Source organism: Gammaproteobacteria bacterium (assembly GCA_013817245.1).
Lineage (GTDB): Bacteria > Pseudomonadota > Gammaproteobacteria > HTCC5015 > HTCC5015 > JACDDA01.
This window is the reverse complement of record JACDDA010000004.1, coordinates 82,974-103,070: the sequence shown is the minus strand read 5'-3', so window position 1 is coordinate 103,070 and position 20,097 is coordinate 82,974. Positions and strand designations below refer to the sequence as shown.

Annotated in this window: 18 protein-coding genes; 4 read left to right on the top strand and 14 right to left on the bottom strand. The window is 41.2% G+C overall.

What is annotated here, in order from left to right; genetic code table 11:
* Genes H0W44_06315 through H0W44_06305 form a run of 3 tightly spaced genes read left to right on the top strand, consistent with a single transcriptional unit; the run spans position 1 to position 2,074 of the window.
* Positions 1–711 carry a type 1 glutamine amidotransferase gene (locus tag H0W44_06315; protein MBA3582054.1) on the top strand — a complete coding sequence of 237 codons (711 nt, stop codon included), beginning with the start codon at positions 1–3 and terminating at the stop codon, positions 709–711.
* Positions 711–1,382, top strand: a complete 672-nt coding sequence (locus H0W44_06310) for a 4'-phosphopantetheinyl transferase superfamily protein (protein ID MBA3582053.1) — start codon at positions 711–713, stop codon at positions 1,380–1,382. Before H0W44_06315 ends, H0W44_06310 begins: the two co-directional genes overlap by 1 nt.
* Positions 1,379–2,074 carry a lysophospholipid acyltransferase family protein gene (locus tag H0W44_06305; GenBank protein MBA3582052.1) on the top strand — a complete coding sequence of 232 codons (696 nt, stop codon included), beginning with the start codon at positions 1,379–1,381 and terminating at the stop codon, positions 2,072–2,074. The genes H0W44_06310 and H0W44_06305 overlap by 4 nt, the downstream gene beginning before the upstream one ends.
* Positions 2,075–2,164: 90 nt before the next feature.
* Here the strand turns inward: H0W44_06305 and H0W44_06300 are convergent, their stop codons facing one another.
* The 11 genes from H0W44_06300 to H0W44_06250 form a co-directional block, all read right to left on the bottom strand.
* Complete coding sequence (locus tag H0W44_06300; protein ID MBA3582051.1) at positions 2,165–3,928, bottom strand: hypothetical protein; 1,764 nt, start codon at positions 3,926–3,928, stop codon at positions 2,165–2,167.
* A 114-nt stretch (positions 3,929–4,042) separates the two neighbouring features.
* Complete coding sequence (locus H0W44_06295) at positions 4,043–4,531, bottom strand: phosphatidylglycerophosphatase A (protein ID MBA3582050.1); 489 nt, start codon at positions 4,529–4,531, stop codon at positions 4,043–4,045.
* Complete coding sequence (thiL, locus tag H0W44_06290; protein MBA3582049.1) at positions 4,531–5,481, bottom strand: thiamine-phosphate kinase; 951 nt, start codon at positions 5,479–5,481, stop codon at positions 4,531–4,533. The genes H0W44_06295 and thiL overlap by 1 nt, the downstream gene beginning before the upstream one ends.
* Positions 5,481–5,915, bottom strand: a complete 435-nt coding sequence (gene nusB / locus H0W44_06285; protein MBA3582048.1) for a transcription antitermination factor NusB — start codon at positions 5,913–5,915, stop codon at positions 5,481–5,483. Before nusB ends, thiL begins: the two co-directional genes overlap by 1 nt.
* A 2-nt stretch (positions 5,916–5,917) precedes the next feature.
* A complete protein-coding gene (locus tag H0W44_06280; GenBank protein MBA3582047.1) occupies positions 5,918–6,412 on the bottom strand; it encodes a 6,7-dimethyl-8-ribityllumazine synthase in 495 nt (164 codons plus the stop codon).
* A 16-nt stretch (positions 6,413–6,428) separates the two neighbouring features.
* Positions 6,429–7,535 (bottom strand): 3,4-dihydroxy-2-butanone-4-phosphate synthase, encoded by a 1,107-nt coding sequence (ribB, locus tag H0W44_06275; protein ID MBA3582046.1) that lies wholly within the window; start codon positions 7,533–7,535, stop codon positions 6,429–6,431.
* A gap of 14 nt (positions 7,536–7,549) precedes the next feature.
* Positions 7,550–8,152: a riboflavin synthase gene (locus H0W44_06270; GenBank protein MBA3582045.1), complete on the bottom strand. Its 603-nt coding sequence runs from the start codon at positions 8,150–8,152 to the stop codon at positions 7,550–7,552.
* 1 nt (position 8,153) lies between these two features.
* A complete protein-coding gene (locus H0W44_06265) occupies positions 8,154–8,729 on the bottom strand; it encodes an MFS transporter (protein ID MBA3582044.1) in 576 nt (191 codons plus the stop codon).
* Positions 8,730–8,738: 9 nt separating this feature from the next.
* The gene (gene ribD / locus H0W44_06260) at positions 8,739–9,833 is read right to left on the bottom strand and encodes a bifunctional diaminohydroxyphosphoribosylaminopyrimidine deaminase/5-amino-6-(5-phosphoribosylamino)uracil reductase RibD (protein MBA3582043.1); all 1,095 of its coding nucleotides are present in this window, start codon (positions 9,831–9,833) and stop codon (positions 8,739–8,741) included.
* A 60-nt stretch (positions 9,834–9,893) separates the two neighbouring features.
* Entirely contained in the window at positions 9,894–10,394 is a 501-nt protein-coding gene (gene nrdR / locus H0W44_06255; protein ID MBA3582042.1) for a transcriptional regulator NrdR, read from the bottom strand.
* Positions 10,395–10,418: 24 nt separating this feature from the next.
* Positions 10,419–11,675 carry a serine hydroxymethyltransferase gene (locus tag H0W44_06250; GenBank protein ID MBA3582041.1) on the bottom strand — a complete coding sequence of 419 codons (1,257 nt, stop codon included), beginning with the start codon at positions 11,673–11,675 and terminating at the stop codon, positions 10,419–10,421.
* Between the two features lie 300 nt (positions 11,676–11,975).
* Between H0W44_06250 and H0W44_06245 the strand changes: the two genes are divergently transcribed.
* Positions 11,976–12,560: a CopG family transcriptional regulator gene (locus H0W44_06245; GenBank protein MBA3582040.1), complete on the top strand. Its 585-nt coding sequence runs from the start codon at positions 11,976–11,978 to the stop codon at positions 12,558–12,560.
* A 5-nt stretch (positions 12,561–12,565) separates the two neighbouring features.
* Here H0W44_06245 and H0W44_06240 read toward each other — a convergent pair whose 3' ends face one another.
* Genes H0W44_06240 through H0W44_06230 form a run of 3 tightly spaced genes read right to left on the bottom strand, consistent with a single transcriptional unit; the run spans position 12,566 to position 20,038 of the window.
* The gene (locus tag H0W44_06240) at positions 12,566–17,056 is read right to left on the bottom strand and encodes an EAL domain-containing protein (protein MBA3582039.1); all 4,491 of its coding nucleotides are present in this window, start codon (positions 17,054–17,056) and stop codon (positions 12,566–12,568) included.
* Positions 17,057–17,069: 13 nt separating this feature from the next.
* A complete protein-coding gene (locus H0W44_06235) occupies positions 17,070–17,978 on the bottom strand; it encodes a hypothetical protein (GenBank protein MBA3582038.1) in 909 nt (302 codons plus the stop codon).
* Positions 17,979–18,028: 50 nt separating this feature from the next.
* Positions 18,029–20,038 (bottom strand): TonB-dependent receptor, encoded by a 2,010-nt coding sequence (locus H0W44_06230; GenBank protein ID MBA3582037.1) that lies wholly within the window; start codon positions 20,036–20,038, stop codon positions 18,029–18,031.
* Positions 20,039–20,097: the final 59 nt, after the last annotated feature.

The window sequence follows — 20,097 nt, the reverse complement described above, 5'->3', positions numbered from 1 at the left end:
ATGAAAAAAATTACTATTTTTCAACACATACATTGCGAAGGTCCGGGTTATTTAACGGAACTATTTGATGAACATAAATTAGCGTATCGCATTATCAATATAGAACAAGGCGATACCATTCCACATAACGTTAATGAAATCAGCGCCTTAGTATTTATGGGCGGCCCCATGAGCGTTAATGATGACCTCCCCTGGATACACGCGGAGCTCGCATTAATTCAGTACGCACATCAACACAACATTCCGATGCTCGGACACTGCTTGGGAGGACAACTACTTAGCAAAGCGTTGGGTGCAAAAGTAGCGCCTATGGGCTATCGTGAAATTGGCTGGCATCCTGTTAATCCAGTTAACTCGGCTGTCAGCAATGAATGGTTACAAGATTTAGATTTAAGCTGCGAAATTTTTCATTGGCATGGCGAGCAATTTGAAATTCCTACTGCCGCACAACATTTATTTGGCAGCACCGCCTGCCAACATCAAGCATGGGTTTTAAATAATATTTTAGCCTTGCAATGTCATATAGAAGTTACTCCCACTATCGTGCATACCTGGCTCCAACATTTCGCTGAACAGCTCACGCCTAATCAAACCTATGTGCAAACTCCTGAAGACATTGCTAAGGATCTAGATCAGCGCATTAATAAATTGCAGAGTTTTTCAAAACCATTTTATCAACGCTGGTTAAAGATCAGCGGTTTAATAAGCTAATGCTCAACACCTCCTTGTTATTGATTCATCATATGAATCAAGCAGAGCTGGCGCCACTAGATGATTGGCTGCAAACCTTGCCTTGCGACAAACGCGATTCGGTATTAACACTTAAAGATCCTGCGCTACGCTATCGTCGCAGCATCGGATTACGCTTATTGCAGCTCGGCATGCAATCCATTCATCATCAACATTTCGATTTTAAAGACCTCGTTTATCCCAATGATTATGCGAAACCTTATTTAATAAATCAGTTTAACGCTTGGCAATTTAATTTAAGCCATTCTAAAGACATCATCAGTTGCGCCATCAGTCAACAAAGTATTGGGCTGGATATTGAATATATTCGTCAACGCAATTATCAGCAGTTTTCTACTTATTTGGCAGATAGCATTCCTGACTTTGATAAACTTAACTTACAAGAATTTTATCAACATTGGACAGCTCTAGAAGCCGTCATCAAAGCCGCGGGCACCGTTGGTTTATCTAATTTGCGCAAAGTTCGTTTAAGCAATAATCTATCTGCTGAAAAATCTGCCTTGTTACACAAAAAAAAATGGCATTTACATTATTTTTCACCTGATGAAAACTATGCAGGATGTTTAGCCAGCGAAAACATCAGCGAAGTTACCATTAAATACATTAACGCTATTTGGAACACTTCACTATGAGCGATGAAACTACCGCACCCAAAAAAGACAAAGCCTTCAAATTTTGGCTAGGCCGACAAGTTCTAAAATTATATCTACGTGTTTTATGGTGGGGATCTCGTAAAACCATTATAGGCATGCAACATATAGAACCATTTCTGCTTGCCAAAAAACCTATTATTGCGTGTTTTTGGCACCAACATATGTTGGCGCCCTCAATGTTAATCATTCGATTGCATCAACAACGCCGTCTTAAATTAACCTTTCTCATCAGTCCTTCCAAAGATGGAGAAATACCAACCGGCGCTATGCGCGACTGGGGCATTCCTACTGTACGTGGATCTTCATCTAAAACAGGTGCTAGCGCCTTACGCCAAATGACTAACATTATTAAACGTGAAGGTCGTTCTTTATGCATAACACCCGATGGGCCTCGCGGCCCAGTACATGAATTTAAATCGGGCGCATTGATTGTGTCGCGCTTTACAGGTGCACCGGTTATACCCTTAAGTGTACACGCTGATAAATGCTGGAAATTTAATTCCTGGGATGGCTTTATATTGCCAAAACCTTTCACACGTTTTGTTTTAACGATTGGTGAGCCTTTAATAATAGACGCCAAAGCAACGGAAACAGAAATAGAAACTCACGCACAGAATATGCAAAAGTATATGTACGAGCTTTATCTCAAAGCTCGTGATAAAGCGTCTTAACCAAACGCAAATCTTATAACAAATAAAACCGAATAATAAAAAAAGGCGCTATCACATGGACAGCGCCTTTTTTGCAATAAATATTAAAATCTAGATCCTTTTCAAAAATTCTATCAAAGCCCAACGATCTTCTTTGGTTAACATTGGACCGATAACCCCATTACTTAGCGGTTTATCAGCAAACTCGTGGCCTTTATTACTGTTACCGATAATACGGGTATCAAATAAAAAACCACCTTTGATATCTTTTAGCACATAACCGACCTGCACCGGATCAAACTCATGTGTGCCCAAATAAAAACTCGCAACACGCTCTTCCACCGGAGATAATAATTGATAAAGATTAGGGATCGAACCATTATGTAAAAATGGCGGCGTTGCCCACACGCCATCTAAGGGACGCGCTTTGTAAGCTTTTAATTCACGCGCACCATCTTCGGCAAAATCTCGGTACTGATTATATTTATCTTGTTTAGTTTTATCGAAATTATTATCAGCATAATAACGTTGTGTAGCAGAGGTACTGACATGATCCAAACCAATGCCTGCCCCCTGCTCACCTAAACCAAGATCATCGGTTTGCGCTTTGCGTTCCATAAAATTGATAGCTTGTTTAGGATCTGTGCCAATAACATCTAAATCAACCATCACCATTTTAATAAAACGACGGCCATGATTATTTTTAGCTGTCCAATATTTTGGTTCTTTCGTATCCAAATCAGACATCAACACTTCAATAGTGGGCAAATGACAACTCTGACAATAATCCTCATACAGCGCTCTACCGCGGGCGGCTTTGTCACGATCTATTTTGCCAAAATGTTGTTCTGGCCATGCTGGCGCACGCAAACCAGCATAAGGTTTTGAACCTGCTAATAACGATTCAATTTTATGAAGATTTTCAACATGCACAGAAGTTTTAAAATGATTTTTCTTATCGCCACGCAACACAATAGGTGCTTTCACGCCTAAAGCTTCACCTACACTGCGTCCCATAGGCTGTTGTACTGAACCGTTATATTGAACCCAATCAAACCATGAAGTATCCCAAAGATGCGGATAAGTTACTGGCGCATCAGCAGGTCGCAAATTATCTAGATTTAATTGAAAGCCGAACACTTGATTGCCAATACGTCCAAGTGCATCAACTCGTGCAAAACCAGGTTCTACTGGATAGATTTTTTTATCTTTAATAATTTTTTGTTCAGCTAAACCCGTTTTTAAAAAAGCACTGAATTTAGCTTTTAATGCTGCTTTAGTTTGATCATTATAATTTTCTTTTAATACACGCTTAGCAAAACGATCAAAGCGACCTGGAATTTTATCGGTGAAAACCGTGGAATAACCTAACGCTTTTTCAAAACTCTGCAAATCGATCATGGCCGGGCCACCATCGATACGCACACCAATTAATTTATTATCTTTACGAATATTTAATTGGCCAGTGTGACACGCCGCGCATGTTAGATCTAATACGGTTTGAGCTTCGTCTGTATAGGGATCAACAAACTCATCCCCTTTGGCAAATCCAACAGGCAAACTATCTGGATTTATTTTGCTTTCATGATCCGGCAAAAATCCAAAGCGCCCTAAATAATCTGGCGCAGAAAATAAAGGTACTTCACCAAAAACTGTCCAAGATAACGTCGGTTGTTCTAATGCCACAAACCAATCGTAAGGAAATAAGGAAGTGCCTTGTTGTATGTGATACCACCAATGCCACTCACCTGGCTGCCAGTTCTGACTGGATAACCAATAAACTTCATCAGTTTTTTCAGCTTCAGGGGTTTTAACGCAAGCAGATTGAGAAAGTGTAAACAATAAAATAATAAATAAACGCAGCATGATGCTCATAGTAATAATTCCATTTGATGTGTTATTGTCTTTTTTAAAATAGTCTTAGAAAAATAAAAGCGCGCTATGTTAACATAGTTTTTTATAAATTCGAAAAACTTGCTAGCGCAAAAATTAGAACAAGCAATGACAATAATATTGCAGCAAGAAGATTAAAAAACCAGCCAATAAACCTGCTAGCCAGTCGTCGAGCATGATACCGAAGCCACCTTTCACATTTCGATCACACCAACTAATGGGCCAAGGTTTTACAATATCAAATAAGCGGAAAGCTAAAAATCCTGCAACAACGGCTTGCCACGTTGGCGGCAAAAACAACATAGTTAATAAGAAGCCGCTAATTTCATCCCAAACAATACCACCATGATCATGTACACCTAACTGCTCGGCGGCGCGCTGACAAATATATATGCCGACAATTGCAATAAAAATGCTGGCGATTAAATAAAAAGTAAAAGAAAATTGTATTAACGCCCACCAAATAGGTATAGCGATGAGAGTACCTATAGTGCCAGGCGCTTTAGGCGACAGCCCCGCCCCAAAACCAAATGCTAAACATTGAATAGGACGCGACCATAAGGTTTTAAAATTAGGTTGGTTCATTATTTTTTCTTAGAAAAATGCTGATAACCATTATTAGCAATTTCTATAGGACGGCCATCAGGTCTGTGTAAACGTAAACCTCTAGTTTCTTCAATGAACCCGATATGCGTCATAGGCAAACTGAGCTGATGTTGAATTTTATTAATATCATCTATACGTGACTCAGGAAAAGTAAAACACAGCTCATAGTCATCGCCTGCGGTTAACGCTAATTCTAAAACAGGAAAACCTTTACTGTGCAAACTTGCTTCTGATATGGGAATTTTATCAAGTAAAACACGCGCGCCAACTTGACTACGTTCTAAGATATGGCCTAAATCTGCAATCAAACCATCTGAAATATCAATGCAAGCAGTTGCAATGCCAAGCAATGCCAATCCTGCTTGCACACGTGGATAAGGATAATTTAAACGATTAATAGCATCATTAAGTGGTGATGATTTATTTAAGCTTTTAAGTTCACGACCCGCATCACCCAGATAGCCAGTTACGGCAATGTAATCACCTACTTTTGCACCTGCACGCGTCAACGCTTGACCTCGTGGTGTAAAACCATGCGCTTGCACTGTAATACTGAGTGGCCCTTGCGTGGTATCTCCACCAATCAATTGCACATTGTGTTCGCGTGCTAGTGTTAAAAAACCTTGCGCGAATGCTTCTAACCACAAAGAATTGGCTTGCGGCATCGTTAACGCTAATGTTACCCACGCAGGTTCTGCGCCCATCGCAGCTAAATCACTTAAATTAACGGCAAGCGCTTTGTAGCCAATCGCTTGTGGAGTCGTATTTTCTGGAAAATGCACTCCACTAACCAAAGTATCCATGCTAACGATTAGTTCATGACCATCGGGCACTAATAAGCGCGCCGCATCATCACCAATCCCTAAAATCACATCTTCACGTTGTACGCTATTTAATTCCGTCAAACGTTTGATGAGATCAAATTCCATTAGGGACGGCCTTGCTCTTCCGAACGTAATGTTTTACAGGCTTTATCTAATACGGCATTAATATATTTGTGGCCATCTTCTGCACCAAACACTTTGGCGAGCTCAACCGCTTCATTAATAGTCACGCGATAAGGAATATCTAAACATTCACGCAACTCATAAAATGCAATTCGTAAAATATTGCGTTCTACGGGATCCATTTGCACTAAAGGGATATGACCGTAGCTACTGATAAACTGATCCCACGCTTCAACACCAGCGATCACACCCACTAACAACTGTTTAAAATATTCCATGTCAGTGTTGCGCATATCTTGCGTCTCAACAAACTGTGTATAAATATCTGACGCTGGTACCGCATTCATGTGCCATTGATATAAGCCCTGTAACGCACGACGACGTGCATGACGTCGGCCTTGATGTTGACGACTCATACTCATGCGGGTTTAAATGCCTCAGTTTGATAAAGCTGTAATATTTCAATCGCTGTTAAAGCCGCATCAATGCCTTTGTTATTATTATCTGCGGCACGTACTTCGGCTTGCATCGTATTATCGGTCGTTAATACACCAAAAATAACCGGCATATTATATTTTAATGCAACTTCATTAATGCCACGTGCGCATTCATTACAAACATAGTCAAAATGGGGTGTGTCACCACGAATGACACAGCCTAAGGTAATCACTGCATCATAACGCCCCGTCGCAGCTAATTTTTGCGCCGCTAAAGGCAATTCAAACGCACCAGGCACACGCACCACTGTAAGCGCTTTAGAATCAGCACCGTGTGTGAGCAAAGCTTTTTCAGCGCCTGCTAATAATTTGTCAACGATATGCGCATTAAAACGCGCTGCAACAATTGCAAAACGAAAATTTTCCGCACGCAATGCCGAGGTCTTACCCGATGAATATAATAAATCGTTTGACATAATCGCTCGCTAATTCTTATTCAGAAATATAATCCAACACTTCCAAACCAAAAGCACCCAAACCATGCAGGACTTTAGGTGCGCTTAAAATATGCATTTTCTTTACACCTAAATCTGCCAAGATTTGCGCACCTATACCATAGGTACGTAAATCAGTGGGCTTTTGATCAGATTCAACTTCTTGCTGATTATGACTCGCTTTTAAACGCTGCACTTGATCAAGTAAACCCAAACCGGCATGTGCGCGTGTTAAGAAAACTAATACACCTTGCTCAGCCGATGCGATACGTTTCATCGCATCATGCAAGGGCCACCCACGGCTATCACGTGCGGCAAACATATCATATAAAGGATTTTCTACATGCACGCGCACTAACGTGGTTTTATTTGAATCGATAGGTCCTTTGACTAATGCGATATGCGTTGCATGATGAATGCGATCATTAAAAACTACTAATTCAAAATCACCGTATTCGCTGGAAAAAAGTGTTGCATCAATACGTTCAACGGTGTGTTCATTTAAGATTCGATAGCGAATTAAATCTTCGATAGTACCGATTTTTAAATTATGTTTAGCCGCAAAAACTTCTAAGTCTGGACGACGCGCCATATTGCCGTCTTCTTTTAAAATCTCCACAATCACTGCTGATGCTTCAAAACCAGCTAAACGCGCTAAATCACAACCTGCTTCTGTATGACCGGCACGCACTAAAACACCACCGTCTTCTGCCATCAATGGAAACACATGACCGGGTTGCACTAAATCTTCCGGTTTACTATCGGGTTTAGTTGCGGCACGAATCGTCGCCGCACGATCAGCCGCAGAAATGCCAGTGGTGACGCCGTGCGCCGCTTCAATAGACACAGTAAAATTAGTGGAATGTAATCCTTGACCAAATTTTGGCATCAAGGGCAAATTTAAACGTTTGCAACGTTCACGCGTTAAGGTCAAACAAATTAAACCGCGACCATATAAGGCCATGAAGTTAATATCTTCAGGGCGGACGGCTGCAGCCGCCATTACTAAATCACCTTCATTTTCTCGATCTTCATCATCCATGATGATGACCATTTTACCTAAACGTAGGTCTTCAATAATTTCTTCGGTCGTATTTAAGGACATATCGTTAGTTTCACTCAATGGCTCTGCTGAGCATTTAATAAACGTTCTAAATAACGCGCAATAATATCTACTTCTAAATTAACAATACTGCCAATTTTATAATCACCCATAATCGTATTCGCTAAGGTGTGAGGCACAATATTAACGCCAAAGTGCAGCGCATCTACTTCGTTCACCGTTAAACTTACACCGTCCAAACACACCGAACCTTTTGTGGCTATATAACGTGCAAGTCCCGTTGGCGCAGAAAATACAAAACGTTCTGAACGTGCATCAGCATCACGCGATACAACCGTTGCAACACCATCAACATGACCACTGACTAAATGTCCACCTAAAGCAGTTTGAGGACGCAGTGCGGATTCTAAATTAACACGATTACCAATTTCTAATTTGCCTAAAGTAGTACGAGCCAAGGTTTCCAAAGAAACATCAGCCGAAAAATGCCGTGGAGATTTTTCAACCAGCGTTAAACAAACGCCATTGACCGCAATGCTTGCACCCATCGTTTCATCAGCTAAATTTAAATTATTTACGGATATAGAAATGCGCGCATCGCCACCCAGCGATTCTAATGATGCAATGGAACCTACATCAGCAATAATGCCGGTAAACATTTTAATTTCCTGCCAAGGTAATAACTCGATGCGTAAGCGGCAAACCCGATGCATTATCAAATGCCGCACCTGCAGCAGCGCCCGCCAACGCGATTGCTTCTGCACTTTCAAGCTGATCATATAACACGTGCATTGCACCTAAAGCATAATCAGCGCCCGAACCTATTGCCCAAAATTGCGTAAACTCATTTACATCACGCAACCCAAACACACCAAAAATCCCTGAAGGATTAGCAATCAACGCGTCAATTTGCGAACTTTCATACGGATCATTATCTTCGCCTTTTGGATTTAAAAAATAATGATCTTTTAAGACGCTATGCAATTTTAAAAAACTTTGAAAAATGGCATGGCGAGACGTTAAATCTAAAGTAATTTCACCTTCACTGATCACATCATCCATTACCAAACTATGTGCTGCACTACCGACAATACCAAAAAAACTCGTGTTGCTTATTTGAATTTTTTCGTGAAAACGATCGCGCGCAGCCGTTAATTTTAAATCGCCAAAAGTCGTCAACGTATCCGCCGCGATGCAAGCTTGATTATTTTTACGTACAACTACAATGGTTGACATGCTTAAGCCTTATTGATTCAGAAATACAGGTTTTGCAATGATACGCAAATCGCGTCCCACTTGACGAATATCGGCAAACTCTAACGTTATTCGCGCAGATAATTTATTAATGATCGACAAACCAAACATGGCACGTGCATCACGACCTAAAATACAAGGCGCAAGATAAACAATCAGCTCATCTACTAAGCCCGCTTCTAATAAAGCGCCCGCTAATGTTTCACCACATTCAACATGCAATTCATTAATTTCACGACGGCCTAGCTCATTTAACACATCTGGCAAATGTAAGCGCCTGTCTTGATTAGTGGAGATTTGAATAATTTCAACTGGCGTCTGTGCATCATCTAGAAAAGCAGGTCTAGCTACTAAACCAGCTTTGCTCATCAACCAAACAGGCCCCGGATGTTGAAAAATTTTTGCTGTTGTTGGTATGCGCAACTGACTATCTAAAATCACGCGAGGAATAATTTTAGGCGATGATTGATGAGGCGCAGTCCAACGTACATTTAAACGTGGATCATCCGTCATAATAGTGCCACTACCGGTCATAATAGCCGACGCACGTGCACGCCACTGGTGTACATCCGTACGCGCAGCTTCTTCCGTGATCCACTGACTTTCACCATTTTTTAATGCGGTGCGACCATCTAAACTGCCGGCTAATTTTAAACGTAGCCAAGGGCGACCACGACGCATACGACTTATAAAACCCACATTCAATAATTCCGCTTGTTCGCTCATTAAACCCCAACGAACTTGAATGCCCGCGGCTTGCAACGCTAACATGCCTTTACCTGCAACTCGCGGATTGGGATCTTGCACAGCAAACACTACTTCACTAACACCTGCCGCAATTAATGCATCAACACACGGTGGTGTACGGCCGTGATGTGCGCACGGTTCTAACGTTACATAGACAATCGCGCCACGCGCTTGCTCACCCGCTGCGCGTAAAGCATGCACTTCCGCATGCGCGTCGCCAGCAACTTGATGATAACCTTCACCAATAATTTTATGCTCGCGCACGATGACGCAACCGACGCGCGGATTAGGATCCGTGGTATACAAACCCTGCTCTGCTAAACGTAAAGCTTGCGCCATGTAGCGCGAATCGTCAGCTGTAAATATAAAATTATGCATGCGCTTGATTTCTTATTCCAATCAAGAATCGTGCAATAAAGAAATTTGATCACGATGCATTTCAGGTGTGGGATCTTGTTCTAAACGATTAATCACTTCACGAAACGCATCGATATCAGCGAAGCTAAGATAAACAGAAACAAAACGAATATAAGCTATTTGATCCAGCTTACGTAATTCCTGCATAACCAAATCACCAATGACGCGTGAAGCCGTTTCGCGTTCACCGCGATGCAACAATTCACGTTTAATATGCGCAACCGCGGTTTCAATACTGTCGGTACTAACGGGACGCTTTTCTAATGCGCGCAACATACCCGCACGCAATTTCTCTTCTGTAAAAGGTTCACGACTACCATTGGTTTTCACAATGCGCGGCATACTAAGTTCAGCTTGTTCAAACGTCGTAAAACGTTCTGAGCATTCAGAACATTCACGGCGTCGACGCACTTGATCGCCATCACTCGCTAAACGCGAGTCTATGACTTTGGTATCTTGCGCACCGCAAAAAGGACAACGCACTAGGTTTCGCCTTTAGGTTACGTATTAATTTGCGTAAACGGGAAAACGGCGACACACATCCAAAACTTTGTCGCGCACGCTTGCAATCACTTGCGGATTATTAATGTCAGCCAATATGTCCGCAATCCAATTCGCTAAATCACGACTTTCTGTTTCGCCAAAACCGCGCGTAGTAATTGCAGGTGTACCAATACGAATCCCGCTGGTGACAAAAGGTGATTGAGGATCGTTAGGCACTGCATTTTTATTTACCGTAATGTTGGCGCTACCTAAAACCGCATCGGCTTCTTTGCCCGTAATGTTTTTGTCGATTAAATCCAACAAGAACAAATGATTATCCGTGCCGCCTGAAACAATTTTATAACCACGTTCAATTAAGGTGTTGGCCATCACACGTGCATTTTTTTTCACTTGTTGCTGATAGGTTTTAAATTCAGGTTCCAAGGCTTCTTTAAAAGCGACTGCTTTAGCTGCAATCACATGCATTAAAGGTCCGCCTTGAGTACCGGGAAACACCATCGAATTTAATTTTTTCTCAATGTCGGGATTGCTGCGCGCCAAAATCAAACCACCGCGGGGTCCGCGTAAAGTTTTATGTGTGGTTGTCGTCACCACATCGGCTAATGCAATCGGATTAGGATATTCACCTGCTGCCACTAAACCCGCTACGTGCGCGATATCGGTCATTAAATACGCACCCACGCGATCAGCCGCCGCACGCAAACGCGCCCAATCGACTACGCGTGAATAAGCAGAAAAACCACCCACGATCATTTTAGGTTTATGCTCGTCTGCCAACGCATCTAATTGGTCATAATCAATTTCGCCAGTGCGTGTATCCAAACCATATTGAACGGCATTAAAAAGCTTGCCGGAAAAATTAACCTTCGCGCCATGCGTTAAATGTCCACCATGCGCCAAACTCATACCCAAAATGGTATCGCCGGGTTGTAACAAAGCCAGATACACAGCGGCATTCGCCTGCGAACCGGAATGCGGTTGCACATTGGCATAATCAGCACCAAACAAGGCTTTAGCGCGGTCAATTGCTAACTGCTCAGCAATGTCTACATATTCACAACCCCCGTAATAACGCTTACCCGGATAACCTTCCGCGTATTTATTGGTCAAAGAAGAACCTTGTGCCGCCAAAACTCGGGGACTGGCATAATTTTCCGAAGCAATCAGCTCGATATGCTCTTCTTGGCGTAAGGTTTCTTGCTCAATGGCATGCCATAAATCAGCGTCGAAACCAGCAATTGTCATGGATTTGTTATACATCTGACCGTGATCCTATATTAGGCTGAGCCTGGACGTACCAGGACGTTTATAAATGCGGGCCTAAGCCCGAAAGACACACCCCCAAAGGAGACACCCTAGGGGCTGCGAATAATACTGCAAGTCTCCCCTAGAAGCATGCAAATCTTGGGGTTTTGTAGGCGCGAAACCACAGTATGCTGTGGTTTCATAATTAGCTTGAAACTTATTCAGGTGAATTCCTGTCATAAAGCTACACTATATATATGTCTCGTGCTCAATCAGCGTGATTGAGTAAGACCCTAGACAGCAGCGGAGTTATTTATGCGCGTCGGACTACCCAAAGAACAACAACAAGAGTTACGTCATTGTTTGGAAAAAATGAAAGTACCCCATGACGTCATCGAACATTTACTGACCTCCCAACAAGCAGGGCAAACTCAGAAAGCATTTATACATAAAAAAGTAATTACTACTCCAGAAGGTTGGATTATTAATTTTAATAATCGATCCGCCAAAGCACCCATTGAATTCGAAGCACCGCATCGTAATGAAGAACCCGATAGCTTAATGCTGCGCACACTACAAGGATTAGAACGTTTTGCCGCGCGTATCATCAGCAAAGAACCCGCAGCCAATGACACATCTCCCGCTATCACCAAAACCTCTCCCGCAACTAACTCGGCGGCTAGCAATAACACAACGCCTATAAAACCCAAAACCAAACCGGTTGAGTTTCACAAATTGACTATTGAAGTAAGCGAAGACCAATTAGAAGCACTGAATAAATTAGCTAAAGAAAAAGGCGTATCGATTAATGCCATTATTCGTGCAGCACTTAATCGTTTTTTAAAACCTCAAGCAAGAGAAACCAATAACACCATTAATAAACAAACAAAAAAAGCTTAACAGCACTATCCAGAATGAATTACTTTAACGGATTCAAGATCTGCTAAAAATATTCTCTTTTCAAAATCCGCAGCGGGCATTGGCTTATACAAATAAAAGCCCTGCACCGTATCACAGTCACAGGCAGCTAGAAAATCTTGCTGCGATTGTGTTTCCACACCTTCAGCGACTATTTTTAAACGTAAACTTTTCGCTAAAGCAATAATGCCCGTGACTAAAACAGCATCATCACTAGAATCAATATCATTAACAAAAGAACGATCAATTTTTAAAGTGTTAACCGGCAAACGTTTTAAATAGCTTAACGAAGAATGGCCTGTACCAAAATCATCAATCGCTATTTCTATACCCATTTCCCGAAATTTTCGCAGCACTTCAATCATTTCGTCAGGATTTTTCATGATGGCACTTTCGGTAATTTCGAACTCTAACAAATGTGTAGGCACCTGAGTTTCTTGTAAAATAACTGATACATTTTCTAAAAACTTAACATCTTCTAATTGACGACTAGAGACGTTAATCGATAACTTAATAGGTTTATAACCACTATCCAGCCAACGTCGTAACTGCTGACAACCTGCACGCAACACCCAATAACCTAAAGCACCAATTAATCCTGTTTCTTCTGCAATTGGAATAAAATCAGCCGGCGAAACCATGCCTTTTTCAGGATGTTGCCATCTAATTAATGCTTCCATACCGGTCACTTGTAAAGTATTTAATGCAACTTGCGGCTGATAATACAATAAAAACTGATCGCTCTCTAAAGCCCGCCGCATCGCACCTTCCATGGCCATACGTTTTGCAATGATAGTATCCATTCCTGCTTCATAAAAACAAAAGGTATTACGGTTTTCTTTGGCTTTAAACATTGCCGTATCGGCATATTTAATAATGACATTAATATCGTCGCTATCATTAGGACAAATAGCGATGCCAATACTGCTGCTAATATAAACTTCTTGCTCTAACAAATTAAACGGTTTCGCTAGCGACTCGCATATTTTTTGCGCAATACGCCCAATCACTTCCATTTCTTTCAAACCACCTAAAATCACGGTAAATTCATCACCACCTAAACGCGCAACTAAATCAGTAGTTCGGACAACACCTTGTATGCGTTGCGTAACTGCTTTTAATAATAAATCGCCGGCGTCATGACCCATCGTGTCATTAACCATTTTAAATCTATCTAAATCTAAAAATAAAACCGCTACCATCTCGCCATTACCACGCGCTTTGACGCAGTAATCATTTAACGTTTCAATGAACGTAGTTCTATTAGCCAAACCCGTCAAAGGATCATGGTAAGCCAAATGACGTACGTGTTGCTCAGTTTTGCTAGCTTCTAATAAACGTGAAATACGTTGGCGCATAACAGCAAAATTGACTGGCTTCGGAATAAAATCATTAGCGCCAGCAGAAAAAGCTTTATCAATAGAAGCTTCATCATCCAGCGCCGTTACGATTAACACCGGCACATGAGCACCACCCGGCATTTCACGAATACGACGACATGCAGTATAACCATCAATGCCTGGCATCATTGCATCCATCAATAATAAATCCGGCATAGATTTCGCGCACATCGTCACTACGTGTCCGCCAGTATTAGCTTCTTCTACTGTGTAACCATCATTTTCTAGCACCGCGCGCAACGTCATACGTTGACTGCGATCATCATCAACTACTAATATTTTGGAACTGGTTTTGCTATTTTTAACCGGACCTGCTTGTTTGTTTTTTATGGCATTTAATTGAGCTTGCAATAAAGCACTCACTTCACCCAACGCATCAATCAAGGTATTAACATAAGTACGCGCTTTATCAATATCCGCTTGTTCCCCACATTCTTCTAAAATACGGCAAACTTCACCTAATCGCTCAGCACCAAAATTACGACTACTGCCTTTTAATGAATGCGCCGAGCGTCTTAATAATTTCTCATCTTTTTCTTCTAATGCACGCTTTATAGACTCGATATAAAGTTCGCTGTCTTCTAAATAAACTTCAATCATTTCCATAAACACATTGCCGGCATTTTTCTTTAACTCAGCCAAGGTTTCTTCATTGATCAAATGTAAACTCGTAACGGCGGCTAAATGTTTATCTTGTTCATTTGCTGCCGGCAAATAGTTTTCCATGGCGTGATTCGATTCAGTATTCAGCCAAATGGCTAGTTTTTCTTTTAGGAAAGCCATTTTTAAAGGTTTTGAAAGAAAATCATCCATCCCGACTGCTAAGCAATGGCGCACATCATCATCACTATTATTTGCCGTCATCGCAATAATCGGAATATGTTGATTAGTGCCTTCTTCTAAGCGACGAATTTGATCAGTAACTTCGTAACCGTCCATGCCAGGCATTTGCACGTCCATCATTACCAAGTCATACGATTTAGTAAATACAACATCTAATGCTTCTTTACCGCCAGATGCCAAATCAACAATGCAACCCATACGTTCCAACATACCAAAAGCAACTTGCTGATTAGTGCGATTATCATCCACTACTAATACTTGACGACCTCGTGGGATCGAAGGCTCTGTGGATTTTTCCGTGCCTGAATGAGTTTTTATTTTTCCGGTTACCGCCGCAATCGCATCATATAAACGTGTTCCTTGGGCAGGCAATTCTATTAACGCAGAAATTTTGTCGGCCGGCATATTAAGCTTGCTGACTGAACCGTGTAACAACCAAATAATTGATAATTTAGATAAAGGGTATTCTTCTCTTAATAGAGCAATGAGATTTTTTACGTAATCAACTTCATCATGTGCGACTAATACAACCTTATTGTTACTTTCACGCAACAATAATTGGTAGGCCTCAAGGCTGTTAACATGTGCAGACATAACTTGCCAGCTATCTAACAAATGCATTACTTCTTCAGCCATCGCCGTATCTTGTGCAAACACCACAACATGCTCGCCAGCTATAGAACTAACTCCGCTTCTTTTACGTATAGGAGGAAGCAAGACGCGCTTTAATGGAATTTTAAATGAAAAGCAGCTGCCTTCTCCTATATGACTTTCTACTGCAATAGTGCCTTCCATAAAATTAATTAACTTGGCACAAATAGCCAAACCCAATCCCGTGCCGCCATATTGACGAGAAGTAGAGCCATCGGCTTGTTGAAAAGCTTCAAAAATACGTTGTTGCGCTTCGTGAGGAATACCTATGCCTGTATCTTTGATGGCTATTTCTAGCATCTCAGTGTCATTAGCAGCATCTTTGATCACAGAAACTCTAATTTTTACACCGCCTTTTGCAGTGAACTTAATAGCATTACCAATTAAATTAATAACGATTTGTCTCATTCTATTTTGATCTGCATGCACCGCCGCAGGCACTGACGGATCAATTACGTACCCTAAACTAATATTTTTCTTGTTTGCTTGATGCGACAACAAATCGACTACATCATCCAATAAAGTATATAAATAAAAGTCTTCTGGATTCAGTTGCCCTGCACCCGCTTCTATTTTTGAAAAATCCAGAATATCGTTAACCAATAACAATAGTGCTTGAGCAGAATTTTGAGCCGTTTCTATATATTCAGTTTGTTTGAAATTTAAACCCGTGCCGGCTAACAGCTCTAACATACCCAAAATTCCATTCATGGGTGTGCGCAGCTCATGCGTGACATTCGCAGCAAACTCACCTTTTGCTTTTGCCGACTCTAATGCAATATCTCGTGCTTTTACTAATTCACTTTCTCGTGCTTCTAATACATCCATCATTTTATTAAATGATTGTTGCATAATATAAATTTCAATGGGGCCTGGCGTATTAGCACGTAGATGCGTTTCTCCATTCTGGGCACGCAGCATTATATTACCTAAATTTCTTAATGGATTAGTAATCCTTTTGGTTACTAATAAAATTACTAATAATAACAAAATAGCCAAACCAGCCGTAACGGCAGTATTAGTTTTATAAATAGACGACGTCATAGCGTGCAAAGTTTTTTTGCTGAGCGCCAAACGCACACTACCAATGCGTTGCGCGGAAACCACTGGAGCTTGATTTAATAAAAAACCAGAATCAGACGTGCTATTGTCATGCACATAAACAGGAGCCGCATATTCCCAAATTTCATCTGTCTCACTTATTAAATGAATTTCTTTAACTTTATTAATATCGGTATCTAAAAATTCCCATTCGCCCATCGAAACTAAGACATCGCCTTCTTTATCTATAATTCTTATGCCCACGACATCAGGTGACCGCATGACGGTTTTCAAGGTTTCTTCAATATTTTCTGCGCTGCCATATAGCAAAGCCAAAGGACTTTGATCGGCTAATACTTTGGTTAGCTGAGCACCTTCGTCAACAAGCCGATTGGAAACAATTTTTGAGGTTAATGTTGATACCGCGATAGAAGAACAAATAGCCAGTAAAAGTATACCAATCGCGAATACGATGCCCAATTGCTGCATAAAGCCATAATGAAAGCGATTTATTTTTTTTATATTTTTAATAGTCTGCATCATAATGCAAAATTACCTAGCGAGCAGGAAATAAAATATCAATTTTCTTTAGTTCTGCATCCGTAATATTTATATTTAGATGTTCCGCTGTACGTATATTAAAGGCCTTTTTCAGTTTATCCGCAGGCAATACTGAAGCAGTAGTTGCTTGGCTTAGCGGGACTAATTGTTGTCCTAAATAACGACTATCAGGATACAAAGAGAACAACACACCGCGTGATACATGTGCGGGATTACTTGAAAACACCACAATCGCACGATTCCATGATTCTTTAAGAATCATCGGTAAAATAACGCGTGAATCTAATGACTGATCATCTAATGGCAGCCATATCGCATCCGTTTTTGGATTGATGCCAGACAATAAATTGCTATATGTTTTTGCTGCCTCTTGAAGGCTTGCAACTTTATAGACTTGCAAGCTAAAACCTAATCGTTCTATTTCACGCTGGGCGATCTCAACTTGCCATGCATTCACCGAAGATTCATAGATCACATGAACACGCCGGACAGTGTTGGCATAACGAGTCAACTCTTTGAATAAGGCGCTCGGCGCCGGCAAATAAGCAACACCATTCACTGCGACATGATTAGGCCAGTTAGTAATAGCGCCGGCAGTAATACGTACATCTGTTAAATTTCCAGCATGCGCCAAATTTAATGCTTGATTACCTAATACCACCAGATTGGTGATCTGATTAGTGCTAACCCATGCGCGTAATTCTTCTGCGCGCCAATTTTCATCAAAGCTGTAAATTAAAGGCGTCACTGCTGACGAATTTTTTACACCCGTTACAATGTCTCTAAAAATAGTACGGTATGGCTCACGCACATCAGGGAAAATAATTGCGGTACGTTCCGCAGCATAACTCGTAGTCACTCCGCATATTAAAAAGACCACGCAAGCCAAAAGAAAATTTCGCATGACATTATCCAATTTAATTGCCACTTTAAATAAGTTTATCGTTTTCATAATCACCACCGATACTCGTACTGGGTAGATAGCGATCTACCAGGCATCGGCAAGTCATCTTGGAGATAAAGCCGCCCATAATACGTGGCTTCATTATATTCTTTGTCTAATAAATTTTTTATTACCAACTGAACATTGTGTTTGCGAGCGGCATTTTCGTAATTAACTATCCAATCAAACCGACTGTAATTTTTAACTTCATCACGACTATCAATACTTAACCGTCGTCTGTCTGCAACATACAACGATTTAAGACTGCTGCTAAATCCTGCTATCCCATCAAAACTCAACAAGCCATACACTTTATGACGAGGAGCAGCTTCTAATGTGTCACCCGTTTCTTGTATTTCAGTTTCTTGATACGCGTAGTTACCGTTTAAATTCCAAGAAGGCGAAATATGCCACGCTAACTCCGCTTCATAGCCATGCGCGCGCACAGTGTTTACATTTTCAATGGGGGCACGATTTGGTTCATTAGGATCTTGGATTGAACGGATCATATCGCTTAACTCATACATAAATACATTTGCTGTAATATGCACATCATCTGTTATAGCGTAATCAACACCTAACTCTAGCGTATCTATAGTTTCGGGCTGAAGGTCATCATTACCTTGTGCAAGTGGACTTGTTTGAACAAATTGTTCTTCATAAGATGGTGATCTAAAGGCATGGCCATACAGAATCTTAGTAGTTATGTTATAGGTGCTTTGCCACACAATCGCTAATCGAGGATTAACCTCTGTACCAAAATCGGAATATTCATCTATTCTCACACCCGTCGTAAGCTCCCAATCAGCCGCCATTTGCCACTGATCTTGCACGCTTATATATTTTACGGTTTTAGATTGCTCAGGTAACGTTGGAAGAAAAGTCGATACATCAACTAAACCAGGCAACAAAACAAGAAAACCATTTTGATTTACTATGAAATTTCGCGCTTCTCTAATTTCATACATATCACCTTTATAATAACCCAGCGCTAACCACAGTTTATGCGCATCAAATCCATCATAATAAATTCGAGGTTCAATACGGAAATGGTTTTCTTTTATACGTAAATCTTCAAAAGCACCTTCTGGAAAATAATCACCACCGGCGAAGGTGTAATCTATGCCTGGCGGCAACAATCGCAAATCCGCTACGGTTTGGCTATTCATATAATTAAATGATAAGTCAGCTCGCCAATCACCGACGCTTGGAATATGGTAAGTCCCATTCAAAAATATCCGCTCACCATCTTGTTTACCTTCCGTATCTATAACTGCAATAAGGCCACCGCCGGTGCCTAAATCATTTCTCGCCATGTATCCGATATCTAATTCGACGCTTTGGTTATTAACGTGCAAATAAAGATCACGACCTTTACCTTCAAGCTGCGCGGGACCTGGCGCCAAAGAAGCAGAAGTAAAAAAAAGGCGGTCTAGTGATGATTGCGCATCGCTTTTAATAAGCGGTGTGGCGCCATCAGTTTGTCCAAATGAAGCACTAACCCCGAATGACCAATCAGAAATTTTATAATAATCATTAACCCATACCGCATAGGTGTCATAAGATCCCGCACGTACGCCCACACTTTCATTAGTGCCTTGGGAAGCGTGAGTTACCACATTAATCACACCGGCCAATGCTTCTGCGCCATATACCGCCGAGGCCGGGCCACGAATAATTTCAACACGTGCGATTAATTGTGCAGGAAAGCTATTCCACGTAAAACCACGATTGCCGCCATATAGTTGCGTCATAGGCACGCCGTCAACCAACACCAATACTTGCGAGTTACTAGAAGTAGCTAGACCACGAATATAAAATGCAGAAGTATAAGAAAACGTATTCGCTGATACATGCAAACCCGGCACAGATTCCAGCGCCTCTTCTAAAGTCGTAGCACCCATGCGACGAATATCATCAGCAGTAATGAGTGAAGCAATAGCCGGTGCACGTGCGATACTTTGGCGTTGACCACTGGCGATTTCCACAAAAGATTTATCATCTTCGCCGAATAGCAACATATCCTCAGCGCATACAGAAGTAGATGCTAATAAAATTAGAATGGCCAAAATATTTTTAA